The following is a 13,086-nucleotide window of genomic DNA, read 5'->3' on the forward strand; positions in this document are numbered from 1 at the left end:
CGCGGGTGCGCCTTGAAGTACTTCGCCGAGGCGGCGGACAACTCGGGGCTCAGCGACTCGTGGCCGTCCGCGGAGACCTCGGCGTGGGTGTGCACGTCGATCGCGACCAGATCGGCGACGTTCATGAAGGGATCTGTCACGCGTTCAGCCTCTCGCGCCGGGCGGACACGACGATAGTGCCGGCCCGCACCGTGGTCGAGGCGCTCAGCTGTACGTGACGGACTGCAGGGCGCAGGTGGTGACCCACGGGCCAGGGGAGACCGGGGCGGTGGAGCAGCCCCATGCGGCGGTCACGACGGTGGTTCCCGCGGGGATGCTCGTCCACCCGCCCGACCAGCCGTAGTCGCCGTACTGATGGCCGCTGCTGCACAGAGCGGAGACCCCCACGGAGGTGTCACTGCTCGGCAGCGTCAGCTCGAACTGCCACGCGTGCGTGGCCGGAATCGCGGTCATGGAGTTCAGCGACATCGACGTACCCGAGGGCGAGGCGATCCCCCTCGCCTCGTAGGCGTACCAGTCCCTGGTGTCCCCGTAGTAGTTGTTGTTGAGGCAGTCGATCGTGCCCCTCACCGTGATGGTGGCGGCGGCGGCGGGTTGCTGTGCGGACATCACGAGCAGCGCGCTGCTCGTGACCAGTGCCGAACCGAGCGCCAGCGCTCGCCGGACCGATCTCCTGGTGACCATGGCGCCCTCTCCTGCGGCTGCGACTCCTCTTTACAGCGAATAAGGCCACAGCCCTCCAGCCTGGTCAACACCGGCGTGGTTTCGCCGGGCCGAAACGCTCATCCCGCCATGGCGGAAAGGAGTGCGCGCCTCGCAGGCCTGGTCTTATGCGCCGAGCGGGGACCGGCGAAGGAATGAAACCCACGTACAGGCGGGCGAGCCTCGCGTTGTGCTCCCGCTGCCGGTCTCTTCGACCTCATTGCCGTACTCCTTGACGAGGTGGAGGCGACGCGACGGCCGCGCCCATGGAACGCGGCCAGGAGAAGCCGACGGGTGTCGGCCCGGTCCCGCGCGAGGATCGCCGCGGGACCGGGCCGCGAACGGCCGCTCCCGAAACGCCCTCAGCGGTGGCCGTCGAACCGATTCGCATATGCGCGCGGCCGTGCCCGGCCTCGCCGCACACCCGAAGACGGGGACGACCACATTGTTAACGCTAACTACTGTCTGGCAGACCCGGCGCTCCCACCATCGGCGGTTGGAGGTGACGCCAGGCCAGCGAAGCACACACGACCCTCATGGCACCTGTCAAGGGTCCGGTCCGCCCCCTCGATTCGCCGGGAGCGCCAACCGGTCCCTTGCCAGCGACGCTCGCCCGGCCTGCGGGCGTGCGAGGGATGAAACATTCACAACCTCTCGCCTCTGCGGATGTGAGGACGATCACCCCGATGAGGTGACAGACCAGGGGGAGCGGTCGATACATCCCATCTATGAGTATGAAAGATACGCGACCGAGCAAGATCGAGAGATAGGTCTCCGGGGCGCGGCACGCGGCTGTTCGGGCTGGTGAGCAGGGAGATGGCGCCGGCCGCGCCGGAGGCCGGCGCACCGAGTCCGGAAAATAGGCATACCTAAGGTCTTGACGCGCCGAGGTCGATCGGAACGTAATTGGTAGCCAAGACCTCGGGTGACACTACTTTCGGGGCCTTGTACGGCTGGACCACATCGGCGGGTGTGGAGGCGCTTCGTGGCTCCTCCGCATCGTGGTCGGCCACGTCGGCTTCCACTGCCTCGCTTCAGAGACATCCCATGTGATGCCCGCGGGGCCGCGCTCAACTTGGAGAAGCACGTGACCGATCGAAACGAGCTTTGCGCACGAGGCGATCCTCGAAGGGGCCGACCGGCCACGCCGGGTACGGCGCGGTGCTCGCCACCGTGGTCGCGGGATACCTGACCCGAGCCGCTCTGCCGGGCCAGGCAGAGGAAGCGCCTCGTCTCCCGGCTTCCACCGGAGCCGGTGGAGAGGCGCGCCTGTCCGGCCGCCTGAAGGCCACGTAGGGCCTCGCACCACCGGGGGCGGGTATCACCCCGCGCCCTGGGGATCGGCGGCTCCCGATCCGTGCGTCACCAGGGAGCTGGAGCACACGACCACATCCGCGGGTTCGTCACCCTGACGGCGCAGGGGATCGCCCGGCCAGGTCGTTCCGGTCACCGTGCCGCCCCGCATCACGGCCCGCCCAGGCGCGGATCCGTGGGCAGGTCATCGCCGCATGTCCCCATGCGACGGCCCGACCTGTCCCGGAGAGGGCGCGAGGCGACCTCACCCCTCTCCCGTCCGGAACCGGCACCCGGCGGTTCCATGTCAACGGTGCTCGCCACCCGCGGACGAGGTCGATCGGCACGACCTCACCGCGAGGCCGCGCATCCGGACACGGCGCGGCGACACCGGCCAAAGGTGGACCCGCGGCCGGGACCACCCCCCGTTCCACACCGGTGCCAGGGCGGCCGACCGTCCCGGCACCGGGAGCAGAGACGGCACTCTCTGCCCCAACGCCACCGGCAACAGCGCGACGGCGCGCGCCTTTGCCCCGGCCCGAGTTCTTCATCAGGAAGGAATACCTGCTCATGTCACGACATTCGTGGCGCGCGATGCTGGCCACGGTCGCGCTGGTCGTCCCCGGAACGTTGGTGGTCACCGCTCCGGCGGCCAACGCTCTGACCATTCCGGCGTCCGATTACCAGGCGATCAATCTGGCCAGCGGTGGCGGCGAGCTGGGTGAGGCGATGTCGCTGGCGGTGCTGCCGAACCGGTCGGTCCTGCACACGGCGCGTGACGGCACACTGCGGGTCACCGACGCAAGCGGAAACACCAAGGTGGCGGCCAAGCTCAACGTCTACAGCCATGACGAGGAGGGCCTGCAGGGTGTGGCGGTGGACCCGAACTTCGCGTCGAACCGGTACGTCTGGCTGTACTACTCGCCGCGGCTGTCCACTCCCAGCGGCGACGCTCCCACCAGCGGCTCGTCGAGCACGTTCGACTCGTGGAAGGGACACCTGAACCTGTCCCGGTTCACGCTGAACTCGGATGAGACGCTCAACCTGTCCAGTGAGAAGGTCGTGCTGGAGGTCGCCAACGACCGGGGCCAGTGCTGCCACGTCGGCGGTGACATCGACTTCGACGCGCAGGGGAACCTGTACCTGACCACGGGTGACGACAGCAACCCGTTCGAGTCGAGCGGCTACTCCCCGCTCGACGAGCGCACCGACCGCAACCCGCAGTTCGACGCGCAGCGTACTGCGGCCAACAGCAATGACCTGCGGGGCAAGCTGCTGCGCATCAAGCCGCAGGCCGACGGCACCTACACCATCCCGTCGGGCAACCTGTTCCCGCCGGGGACGGCCAAGACCCGCCCCGAGATCTACGGCATGGGGTTCCGCAACCCGTTCCGGATGAGCGTGGACAAGGCGACGGGCGTCGTCTATCTGGGTGACTACGGCCCCGACTCCGGTTCGACCAACTCCAGCCGCGGCCCGAGCGGGCAGGTGGAGTTCAACCGGATCACCTCGGCCGGAAACTACGGCTGGCCGTACTGCACCGGCAGCAACACCACGAACGAGACCTACAACGAGTACACCTTCCCCAGCGGCCCCTCCCAGTCCAAGTACAACTGCTCCGGTGGCCCGACCAACAACTCCTTCCGTAACACCGGCCTGACCACGCTGCCGGCGGCCAGACCGGCGTGGATCAAGTACGCCGGCGACTCCGGATCCCCGTCGGAGTTCGGCAGCGGCTCCGAGTCGCCGATGGGCGGCCCGGTCTACCGCTTCGACCCGAACAGCAGCTCCGCGGTCAAGTTCCCCCAGGTGCTGGACGGGCGGTTCTTCGCCGGTGAGTACGGCCGCCGCTGGATCAAGGCGATCGAGGTCAAGTCCGACGGCGGCTACGGTGAGATCTCGGCGTTCCCCTGGTCGGGCACGCAGGTGATGGACATGGCCTTCGGCCCAGACGGCGCGTTGTACGTGCTGGACTACGGCACCGGGAGCAACAACCAGGCGCTGGTCCGCGTCGAGTACATCGGCAAGGCCAACCGCAACCCGATCGCCAAGGCGGCGGCGGACAAGACCTCCGGCGCGAGCCCGCTGACGGTGAACTTCTCCTCCTCCGGCAGCTCCGACCCCGAGGGCGGCGCGCTGACCTACTCGTGGAACTTCGGCGACGGCACCTCCTCCACGTCCGCGAACCCGAGCAAGACCTACACCACCAACGGCACCTACACCGCCACGCTCACCGTGAAGGACCCCCAGGGGCTGACCGGCAGCGCGAGCGTCATCGTGAGCGTCGGCAACACCGCGCCCTCGATCACCCTGTCCCCGCCCGGCGACGGACAGCTGTTCTCCTTCGGTGACTCCGTGCCGTTCACGGTGACCGGAAGCGACGCCGAGGACGGCGCGCTGGACTGCTCGAAGGTCACGGTCACCTACTTCCTCGGCCACGACAGCCACAGCCACCAGATCACCGAGAAGACCGGCTGCAGCGGGACCCTCACCGTGCCGTCCGACGGTGAGCACGACGCCGCGGCCAACCTCTACGGCCTCTTCGTGGCGTCCTACACCGACAACGGCGGCCTGACCACCACCAGCACCCGCACCCTGCAGCCGCGGCACCGTCAGGCCGAGCACTTCGCCGCCCAGCAGGGCGTCACGGTGACCGACCACACCAATGCCGAGGGCGGCAAGACCGTCGGCTACATCGAAGACGGCGACTGGATCTCCTTCACGCCCTACAACCTCGGCAACGCCACCAAGATCACCGCACGGGTCTCGTCGGCCGGGGCCGGCGGCCGGATCGAGGTGCGGGCCGGCTCGGCGACCGGCACTCTGCTGGGCACGGTGACCGCGCCGGTCACCGGAAACTGGGAGACCTTCGTCGATGCCACCGCCACACTGAGCGGCGCGCCGACCACGCCCACGACGCTGTACTTCGTCTTCCGTGGCACAAGCGGCTCGACCAGCCTGTTCGACCTGGACGCCTTCACCTTCGACACGGGCAGCACGCCCACGCCCACCCCGACCCCGACCCCCACCCCGACGCCCACGCCCGGCACCACGGGCGCGATCAAGGGAGTGGCCTCCGGCCGCTGCCTGGACGTCAACGGCGCCTCGCAGACCAACGGGGCGCTGGCCCAGATCTGGGACTGCAACAACGGCGCCAACCAGACGTGGAGCTCCACCACCGCGAGTGAGCTGCGGGTCTACGGCAACAAGTGCCTGGACGTCAACGGCGCCGGCACCGCCGACGGCACCTCGGTTCTCATCTGGGACTGCAACGGCCAGAACAACCAGAAGTGGCGCTTCAACAGCGACGGCACCATCACCGCCGTCGGCGCGAACAAGTGCCTGAGCCTGGCGAGCAACGGCACCGCCAACGGGACGAAGGCGCAGATCTCCACCTGCAACGGCGCCTCCGGCCAGAAGTGGGCCCGCGCCTGACGGACCCGTTCCATCGGCGGATTCATCACCACGTGATGTGGCGCCCGGCCCGGCCCGCGGGCCGGGCCGGGCGCCACGACGGAAGGACATCCCATGCTGCGACATCCGACCAGCGCCGCACCCGCGCCCAGCACAAGGCCCGCCCGAGGGACCTCCGCGCTGCGACGCGTGACACTCGCCGCGGTGGCGCTGGCCACCGCCGCCGCGGCCGTCGCGGCCGGCGCGGTGGTCACCGCGCTCCCCGCCCAAGCCGCGGCCTTCAAGGTGCTGGTCTTCTCCAAGACCGCGGGGTTCCGGCACGACTCCATCCCCACCGGGATCCAGGCCATCCGCGACCTGGGCTCCGCCAACGACTTCGGGGTGGACGCCACCGAGGACGCGAACGCGTTCACCACGAGCAATCTCGCGCAGTACAAGGCGGTGGTGTTCCTCAGCACCACCGGAGACGTGCTGAACTCCACCCAGCAGTCGGCCTTCCAGTCCTACGTCGACGGCGGGGGCGGGTACGTGGGCGTGCACTCCGCCGCCGACACCGAGTACGACTGGCCCTACTACGGCCAGCTCGTCGGCGCCTGGTTCAACAACCACCCGGCGATCCAGCAGGCCACCGTGCGCACCGAGGACCGCGCGCACGCGGCCACCGCCCATCTGGGTCCGACGTGGTCGCGCAGTGACGAGTGGTACAACTACCGCGCCAACCCCCGCTCGAACGTGCACGTCCTGCAGACTCTGGACGAGTCGAGCTACAGCGGCGGCAACATGGGCGACCATCCCATCACCTGGTGCCACCCGCAGTCCGGCGGCCGATCGTTCTACACCGGCCTCGGCCACAGCCAGGCGTCGTACTCCGAGTCCGCCTTCCGCACCCTGCTGCTCGGCGGCATCCGCTACGCCGCCGGGGCCGTCAAGGCCGACTGCCGCCCGGAGACCGGCTACACCGCGATCTACAACGGCTCCACCAACGGCTGGACCCAGGCCGGTCCCGGGTCGTTCACCAACTCCGACGCCACGCTGACCTCCCAGGGCGGCATGGGGATGCTCTGGTACAGCGCCAAGGAGTACCGCTCCTTCTCCCTCAAGCTGGACTGGAAGCTGACCGGTGACTCCAACTCCGGAGTGATCGTCGGATTCCCCCCCACCACCGACCCCCAGACCGCGCTGGACACCGGCTACGAGGTCCAGATCGACGCCACCGACTCCGCGGACAAGACCACCGGCGCCGTCTACGGGGTCCAGTCCGCCGACATCGCCGCCCGCGACGCGGCGCTGAACCCGCCGGGCCAGTTCAACACCTACGAGCTCCTCGTCGAAGGGGAGCGCCTGCAGGTGTTCCTCAACGGAGTCAAGATCAACGACTTCACCAACACCAACTCGGCGCGTTCCCTGCAGCAGGGATACATCGGTATCCAGAACCACGGGAGCGGCAATACGGTCGCCTACCGCAACATCCGCGTCAAGGAACTGAGCGGCCCCACCCCCACGCCGACGCCGACCCCGACCCCGACGCCCACCCCGACCCCGACGCCCACCCCCAGCACCACCACCACGATCCGGGGAGTGGCCTCGAACCGGTGCCTGGACGTCAGCGGCGCCTCCCAGTCCAACGGGGCACTGGCCCAGATCTGGGACTGCAACGGCCAGAACAACCAGAGATGGACGTCGACCGCCGCGAGTGAGCTGCGGGTCTACGGCAACAAGTGCCTGGACGTCAACGGCGCCGGCACCGCCGACGGCACCGCCGTCCTCATCTGGGACTGCAACAACCAGAACAACCAGAAGTGGCGCTTCAACAGCGACGGCACCATCACCGCCGTCGGCGCGAACAAGTGCCTGAGCCTGGCGAGCAACGGCACCGCCAACGGCACCAGGGCGCAGATCTGGACCTGCAACGGCTCATCGGGCCAGAAGTGGGCCCGGGTCTGAGACCGGCCGTTGTACCACGGCGGAGGGCACCCTTCCACGGTGTCCTCCGCCGGCACCCCCTGTACGGCTAGGAGAGCACATGCCCCAATCCGCGTCATACGCGGTATGCAGAACCGTCGTGGCCGGTTTCCCGGCCAGGACACCATGCGCCGTTCCCGCGCCCGCCGGTGCCGGCGCCTGGCCCGCCGGGCGGGCCGCGTGCTGAAGATGACCGGCATCGGCAAGAGCTTCCTGGGCGTCCGGGTCCTGCGGGACGTGGACCTGGAGGCGGCCGCCGGAGAGGTGCACGCCGTGGTGGGGGAGAACGGCGCGGGCAAGTCCACGCTCATGAAGATCCTCGCCGGGGTGCACACCCCGGACGAGGGGACGATCGAGATCGACGGCCGGCACGTGGCCTTCGGGCATCCGGTCGAGGCGCAGCGGTCCGGGGTGGCGATCATCCACCAGGAGTTCACCCTGCTGCCGGAGCGGACGGTCGCCGAGAACGTGTTCCTCGGCCGGGAACCGGGCCGGTGGGGGCTGGTCGACCGGGCGGCGATGGAGTCGGCGACCGGTGAGCTGCTGCGCTCGCTCGGCGAGGAGTCGTTCGGCCCGCGCGATCTCGTCCGCCGGCTCTCGGTCGCGCGGCAGCAGGTCGTCGAGATCGCCAAAGCGCTGTCGCTGAACGCGCGGATCGTGGTGATGGACGAGCCGACCGCCGCCCTCGCCGGCCACGAGGTCGAGTTGCTCTACACACTGGTGCGGCGGCTCACCGAGCGCGGCATCGCCGTCCTGTACATCTCGCACCGGCTCCGCGAGGTCTTCGAGCTCGCGGACCGGATCACGGTGCTCAAGGACGGCGCCCTGGTCACCACCGCCGCCGCGTCCACCCTGACCACCGCCGAGTTGGTCCGCCTGATGGTCGGGCGAGAGCTGGACTCCTACTTCCCGCCCCGGGCCGAGGAGCCGCCCGGCGAGGTGGTGCTGCGCGTGCGCGGCGGCGGCAACGCCAGGCTGCGCGGCATCGACCTCGACCTCAGGGCGGGCGAGATCGTCGGGCTGGGCGGGCTGCAGGGCTCGGGCCGCACCGAACTCGCCAAAGCGCTGTTCGGCGCCGAGCCCTTCACCAGCGGCGAGATGACCCCCCGCCGCCCCCGCACGCCCCGGGAGGGCATCGCGGCCGGAATCGGGCTGGTCACCGAGGACCGCAAGTCCGAGGGACTGCTCCTCGACCAGCGAGTGCGCGACAACGCCCTGCTGGTCGCCCGGGCCACCGGGCGGCGCCCGGAGGGGGTCGAGCGGCTGCTGGAGCGCGTACGGCTCAGCCCGCCCCGCCCCGCGCAGGAGGTCAGGCTCCTGTCCGGAGGCAACCAGCAGAAGGTCGTGCTGGCCAAGTGGATGGCGGTCGCGCCGCGTGTCCTGCTGTTCGACGAACCGACCCGCGGCGTCGACGTCGGCGCCAAGGCCGCCATCCACGACCTGATGCGCGAGCTCGCGCGCGGCGGCATGGCGATCCTCATGATCTCCTCCGAGCTTCCCGAGCTCATCGGCATGAGCGACCGCATCGTGGTGCTCCGCGAGGGCCGCGTCGCCGGGGAACTGCCGGCCGGTCCGTCCGAGGAGGACGTCATGCGCCTGGCGGCCGCGTCATGACCGAGCACGTGAAACCGCGGCGCGTCCCGGCACGGGTGGCGGACCTCGGGCGGATCTCGGCCGACCGGCCCGCGCGCGCCGTCTACGTGGCGCTGGCCCTGCTGATCGTGCTGGGCTGGCTGCTGTTCGAACTGGACGGCGGCGGGTTCCTCGGCCTTTCGAACATCGTCGGGATCCAGCAGCGGTCGGCGGCGCTGGGAATCGTCGCGGTGGGTCAGACCGTCGCGATCCTGGCCGGAAGCCTGGACCTGTCGGTCGCCTACCTGATCAGCCTGACCTCCCTGGTCGCGGCCGAGACCATGGCGGGCGCGGACGCCGGGGTGCTGCCCGCGGTCGCCGCGGTGCTGGCCGTGAGCGCGATGGTGGGGCTGGTGAACGGGCTGGTCGTCACCCGGCTCAAGGTGCACCCCTTCATCGCCACGCTCGGGGTGGCGCTGGTGATCAGGGGAGTGCTGGACTGGCGGTACGACGGGCCGGCCGGGAGCGTGCCCGCCTCGTTCCAGCATCTCGGGTACGACCGCATCGGCCCGCTGCCGGTGTCGGCGCTGCTGTGGGCCGCGGTCGCGGCGGCGGTGTGGTTCCTGCTGAGCAGGACGCGCCTGGGCCACCGGATCTACGCCGTGGGCGGGGACGCCGAGGTCGCGCGGCTTTCCGGCGTGCGGACCGGCCGGGTCGTGGTCATCGCCCATGTGCTGTGCTCGCTCTGCGCGGGGATCGCCGGGCTGTTGCTCGCCTCCCGGCTGGGGGCGGGGGCCCCGACGGTGGGGACCGACGGCGGTTATGACCTGGAGTCGATCGCCGCGGTCGTGCTCGGCGGTACGGCTCTGGCCGGCGGCCGCGGCGGGGTGGCCGGCACCGTCGGCGGAGTCCTGCTCCTGGCCGTCCTCGACAGCGTCTTCAACCAGATGGAGATCAACTCCTTCGCCAAGGACGTCGTGCGCGGCGTGGTCCTGGTGGCCGCCCTCGCGATCTACGCCCGAAGGAGGCGTGCGGCATGAGACGAGCTCTGCCGATCTTCATCGTGCTGGCCGGGCTGCTGGTCGCGATCGCGGTCGTCAACCCGTACTTTTTGGAACCGCCGGCCTTCCTCGCCTTCGTCAAGCGCGCCGCGCCGCTGGTGATCCTCGCGGCCGGGCAGTACTTCGTGATCGTGTCCGGTGAGTACGACCTGTCGGTCGGCTCGCTGATCACCGCCGAGGTGGTGATCGCCGCCCGGCTCATCGACGGCTCTGCGTCGGCGACCTGGCCCGTGCTGGCCCTGCTGATCGCTCTCGGGCTGCTGGCCGGGCTGGTCAACGGGGTCGTCACCACGGCGCTGCGGGTGCCGTCGTTCATCACCACGCTCGGCATGCTGCTGATCCTGTCCGGGGCGGTCTTCCTGTGGACCGGCGGCGCGCCCCGCGGCGCCCTGTCCGCGCAGTTCCGCGAGTTCGGCCGCGGAGGCCTCGGCCCGGTGCCCTGGTCGGTCCTGATCCTCGTGGTGGCCGGGGCCGCCGCGATGCGGGCGATGCGCGCCGACTTCGGCCGCACGCTCGTCGCGGTCGGCGACAACGACCGGGCCGCTGCCCTGTCCGGCGTCCGGGTCGCGCGGGTCCGGACGGTGGCGTTCATGATCTCCGGGCTCTCCGCGGCGGTCGCGGCCATCCTGCTCGGCGGCTTCGCCGGCGTGTCCGCGCAGGTCGGCGTCGGCCTTGAGTTCCAAGCCATCACAGCGGTCGTGCTCGGCGGCGTGGCCCTCGGGGGCGGCCGCGGATCCGTGGTCGCCGCGATGGCGGGCGCCTTCACCCTGGAGGCCCTGTTCACCCTGCTCAACCTGTACGGCATCTCGGGGGCCCTGGAGCCGGCCGTGCAGGGGGTCATCATCATCGCGGCGGTGGCGCTGGGAGCCGTGAGCTTCCCGCGCAGAAGAGCCGCGACGACCTGACCTTTTTACGCGAAACGAAAGGAACGACCTTGCGATATTTCTCGCGGCGAACGCTCGCCGGCGTGGCACTGGCCGGACTGGTGGCGCCGATGGCCGCGTGCACCACCGACAGCCCCGCCCCCTCCGCCGCGCCCGCGACGACCTCGGCCTCGGCCCCGGCGGCGGCGGAATCGTCCGGCTCGGGCACCGGAGCACAGTCGAAGTTCTTCGTACAGACCGACTACGACGCCCAGATGGCGATGCGGTCGACCCAGCCGACCGGCCCGGACGGCAAGCCGTGGGAGCAGACCATCGACCCGCAGCTCATCGACACGGCCAAGTACAAGAAGGGCGGGCCCTACCACCTGTGCTTCTCCAACGCCGCGGTCAACAACCCCTGGCGGCAGGTCGGGTTGAAGACCATGCAGGCGGAGGTCGGCCTGCACAAGGAGATCACGAAGTTCACCATGCTCGACGCCGAGGGCAAGGACGACAAGCAGATCTCCGACATCGCCGAGTTGCAGGGCAAGGGCTGTGACGCGCTGATCGTCTCGCCCAACACCACCGCGACGCTGACCCCCGCGATCGCCGGGGCGTGTCCGAAGCTTCCCGTGATCGTGTTCGACCGGGGAGTGCAGACCGACTGCCCGGTCACCTTCATCAAGCCGATCGGCGGCTACGCCTTCGGCGCCGAGGCCGCCGAGTTCCTCACCACCAAGGTGCCCGCCGGCGGGAAGATCCTCGCGCTGCGCATCCTGCCCGGCGTGGACGTCCTGGAGACCCGCTGGTCGGCGGCGAAGATCGCCTTCGACAAGAGCGGCCTCGACGTCGTCGGCGTGGAGTTCACCGACGGCGACGCCGCCAAGACCAAGAGCATCGTCGGCGACTACATCCAGCGCCACGGCAAGATCGACGGTGTCTGGATGGACGCCGGCGCCACCGCCGTCGCGGCGGTCGAGGCGTTCGAGGACGCCGGCCAGCCCGTCCCGCCGATCAACGGAGAGGACCAGGAGGACTTCCTGCAGAAGTGGAGCGACGCGAAGCTGACCGCGATCGCCCCGACCTACCCGACGTACCAGTGGCGCACCCCGGTGATCGCGGCGCTCAAGATCCTCAAGGGCGAGCAGGTGCCGAAGGTCTGGAACCTGCCGCAGCCGACGGTGACCCAGGAGACCCTCGCCACCTACCTCAAGCCCGGCATGCCGCCGCTGCACTACGCGCTGTGCGGCTGCGAGGACCTGCCCGGCTACCCCGAGAAGTGGGGCGGCAAGCGGTGATCGGCGTCAACACCTGGGTCTGGGTATCGCCGCTCACCGACGATTCCCTGGCCGCCCTCGCGCCGCGGATCGCGGCGTGGGGGTTCGACGTCGTCGAGCTTCCGGTGGAGCGGCCCGGCGAGTGGGACCCCCGCAGGGCGGCGGACCTGCTGGCCGGACTCGGGCTCGGCGCGTCGGTCGTGCTCACGATGCCGCCGGGGCGTGAGCTGGTCGACGCTCCGCCCGAGACCGTCCAGGAGACCCAGGACTACCTGCGGCACTGCGTGGACGTCGCGGTGGCCGTCGGCGCGCCCGCGATCAGCGGACCCGCCTACGCCTCGGTGGGCCGGGCCTGGCGGATGGGCCCGGACGAGCGCCGCGCCGTCTACTCCGAGCTGAGGGAGAACCTGAAGCCGGTCCTCGCGCACGCGGCCGAGCGCGGGGTCCGGATCGGCGTCGAACCGCTCAACCGGTACGAGACCAGTGTCATCAACACCGTCGAACAGGCACTCGAAGCCCTCCCCGACGAATGCGGTCTCGCCCTGGACACCTACCACCTGAACATCGAGGAGAAGGACCCGCTGCGGGCAGTCCGGCTGGCCGGCGACCGGATCGCGCACATCCAGGTGTGCGGGACCGACCGCGGCGCCCCGGGCGCCGACCACTTCGACTGGCCCGGCTTCGCCGAGGCCGTCCGCGACGTGGGCTACACCGGCCCGCTCGTGATCGAGTCCTTCACCGCCGACAACAAGACCATCGCCACCGCCGCGTCCATATGGCGTCCGCTCGCCCCGTCCCAGGACGCCCTCGCCACCGACGGACTGGCCTTCCTGCGCACCTTCTGGAAACGGCCGGACGACTCCGACCCCGCTGTCCCCGACGACCCGCCATCGATGTCCCCGCTCCCCACCCCGTAGCACCGGCCCGGAACCGGTGCCCCCG

General features: G+C 70.3%; 8 protein-coding genes. 7 read left to right on the forward strand and 1 reads right to left on the reverse strand.

What is annotated here, in order from left to right; genetic code table 11:
- Positions 1-204 precede the first annotated feature (204 nt).
- Entirely contained in the window at positions 205-684 is a 480-nt protein-coding gene (locus tag ACFO60_RS37200; RefSeq protein ID WP_380850903.1) for a hypothetical protein, read from the reverse strand.
- 1,881 nt (positions 685-2,565) lie between these two features.
- Here ACFO60_RS37200 and ACFO60_RS37205 point away from each other — a divergent pair.
- The 7 genes from ACFO60_RS37205 (at position 2,566) to ACFO60_RS37235 (ending at position 13,061) form a co-directional block, all read left to right on the forward strand.
- On the forward strand, positions 2,566-5,430 hold the full coding sequence (locus tag ACFO60_RS37205; RefSeq protein WP_380850906.1) for a PQQ-dependent sugar dehydrogenase: 2,865 nt from the start codon (positions 2,566-2,568) through the stop codon (positions 5,428-5,430).
- Positions 5,431-5,523: 93 nt separating this feature from the next.
- Positions 5,524-7,353: a ThuA domain-containing protein gene (locus tag ACFO60_RS37210; RefSeq protein WP_380850909.1), complete on the forward strand. Its 1,830-nt coding sequence runs from the start codon at positions 5,524-5,526 to the stop codon at positions 7,351-7,353.
- Positions 7,354-7,458: 105 nt separating this feature from the next.
- A complete protein-coding gene (locus tag ACFO60_RS37215; RefSeq protein ID WP_380850912.1) occupies positions 7,459-8,985 on the forward strand; it encodes a sugar ABC transporter ATP-binding protein in 1,527 nt (508 codons plus the stop codon).
- Positions 8,982-9,983: an ABC transporter permease gene (locus ACFO60_RS37220; RefSeq protein WP_380850915.1), complete on the forward strand. Its 1,002-nt coding sequence runs from the start codon at positions 8,982-8,984 to the stop codon at positions 9,981-9,983. The genes ACFO60_RS37215 and ACFO60_RS37220 overlap by 4 nt, the downstream gene beginning before the upstream one ends.
- The gene (locus tag ACFO60_RS37225; protein WP_380850918.1) at positions 9,980-10,909 is read left to right on the forward strand and encodes an ABC transporter permease; all 930 of its coding nucleotides are present in this window, start codon (positions 9,980-9,982) and stop codon (positions 10,907-10,909) included. Before ACFO60_RS37220 ends, ACFO60_RS37225 begins: the two co-directional genes overlap by 4 nt.
- Before the next feature lie 89 nt (positions 10,910-10,998).
- Positions 10,999-12,165, forward strand: a complete 1,167-nt coding sequence (locus ACFO60_RS37230) for a substrate-binding domain-containing protein (RefSeq protein ID WP_380850993.1) — start codon at positions 10,999-11,001, stop codon at positions 12,163-12,165.
- Entirely contained in the window at positions 12,162-13,061 is a 900-nt protein-coding gene (locus tag ACFO60_RS37235; protein ID WP_380850921.1) for a sugar phosphate isomerase/epimerase family protein, read from the forward strand. Before ACFO60_RS37230 ends, ACFO60_RS37235 begins: the two co-directional genes overlap by 4 nt.
- Positions 13,062-13,086: the final 25 nt, after the last annotated feature.

Origin of the sequence: Sphaerisporangium dianthi, from assembly GCF_042654065.1 — a bacterium.
Taxonomy (GTDB): domain Bacteria; phylum Actinomycetota; class Actinomycetes; order Streptosporangiales; family Streptosporangiaceae; genus Sphaerisporangium; species Sphaerisporangium dianthi.

Excerpts from the sequence above, each read along its gene's own strand:
- ACFO60_RS37200 (WP_380850903.1), bottom strand. The coding sequence starts at position 684 with ATGGTCACCAGGAGATCGGTCCGGCGAGCGCTGGCGCTCGGTTCGGCA.
- ACFO60_RS37205 (WP_380850906.1), top strand. The coding sequence starts at position 2,566 with ATGTCACGACATTCGTGGCGCGCGATGCTGGCCACGGTCGCGCTGGTC.
- ACFO60_RS37210 (WP_380850909.1), top strand. The coding sequence starts at position 5,524 with ATGCTGCGACATCCGACCAGCGCCGCACCCGCGCCCAGCACAAGGCCC.
- ACFO60_RS37215 (WP_380850912.1), top strand. The coding sequence starts at position 7,459 with ATGCAGAACCGTCGTGGCCGGTTTCCCGGCCAGGACACCATGCGCCGT.
- ACFO60_RS37220 (WP_380850915.1), top strand. The coding sequence starts at position 8,982 with ATGACCGAGCACGTGAAACCGCGGCGCGTCCCGGCACGGGTGGCGGAC.
- ACFO60_RS37225 (WP_380850918.1), top strand. The coding sequence starts at position 9,980 with ATGAGACGAGCTCTGCCGATCTTCATCGTGCTGGCCGGGCTGCTGGTC.
- ACFO60_RS37230 (WP_380850993.1), top strand. The coding sequence starts at position 10,999 with ATGGCCGCGTGCACCACCGACAGCCCCGCCCCCTCCGCCGCGCCCGCG.